Below are 397 nucleotides of genomic sequence, written 5' to 3'. Positions count from 1 at the left end.
ATCCGGGTCCCGGTCCTTGGCGGGAGTGTCCTCGAAGGTGTCCGGAACCGGTTCGTTGACAGTCATATGGCGGGTGAACCTCCGATCTTCGGGGTGGACGGTCGCAGGACGACGAAGACGTGCGCGGGCCTGTGGCCCGGCTGAAGGCGCACATAGTTGGCCCTGCCCCAGTGATGGGTCTCGCCGGTGAGCAGATCGCGCACCGGTACCGACTCATGCCATTCCAGGCCGAGTTGCGGCATGTCCAACGAGACCGTGGCCTCCTGGGTGTGATGCGGGTCGAGGTTGGCGACCACCAGAACCGTGTTCGAACCGCTGCGCTTCGAATAGACGAGCACCGCTTCCTTGTCCGCGTGGTGGAAGTGGAGATCGCGCAACTGGTGCAGGGCGGGATTGC

The 397-nt window shown here is 64.5% G+C and carries 1 protein-coding gene; it reads right to left on the bottom strand.

Annotated elements, in window-relative coordinates:
- Positions 1-62: 62 nt before the first annotated feature.
- Positions 63-397: alpha-glucosidase C-terminal domain-containing protein (locus K7G59_RS34475; protein WP_225840686.1), on the bottom strand; the 335-nt coding region annotated here is incomplete at its 5' end.

It is taken from the genome of Streptomyces sp. NK08204, from assembly GCF_020400585.1.
Taxonomy (GTDB): domain Bacteria; phylum Actinomycetota; class Actinomycetes; order Streptomycetales; family Streptomycetaceae; genus Streptomyces.
Note: the sequence above shows the minus strand (reverse complement) of the source record. Positions and strands in the feature narration are given on the sequence as shown.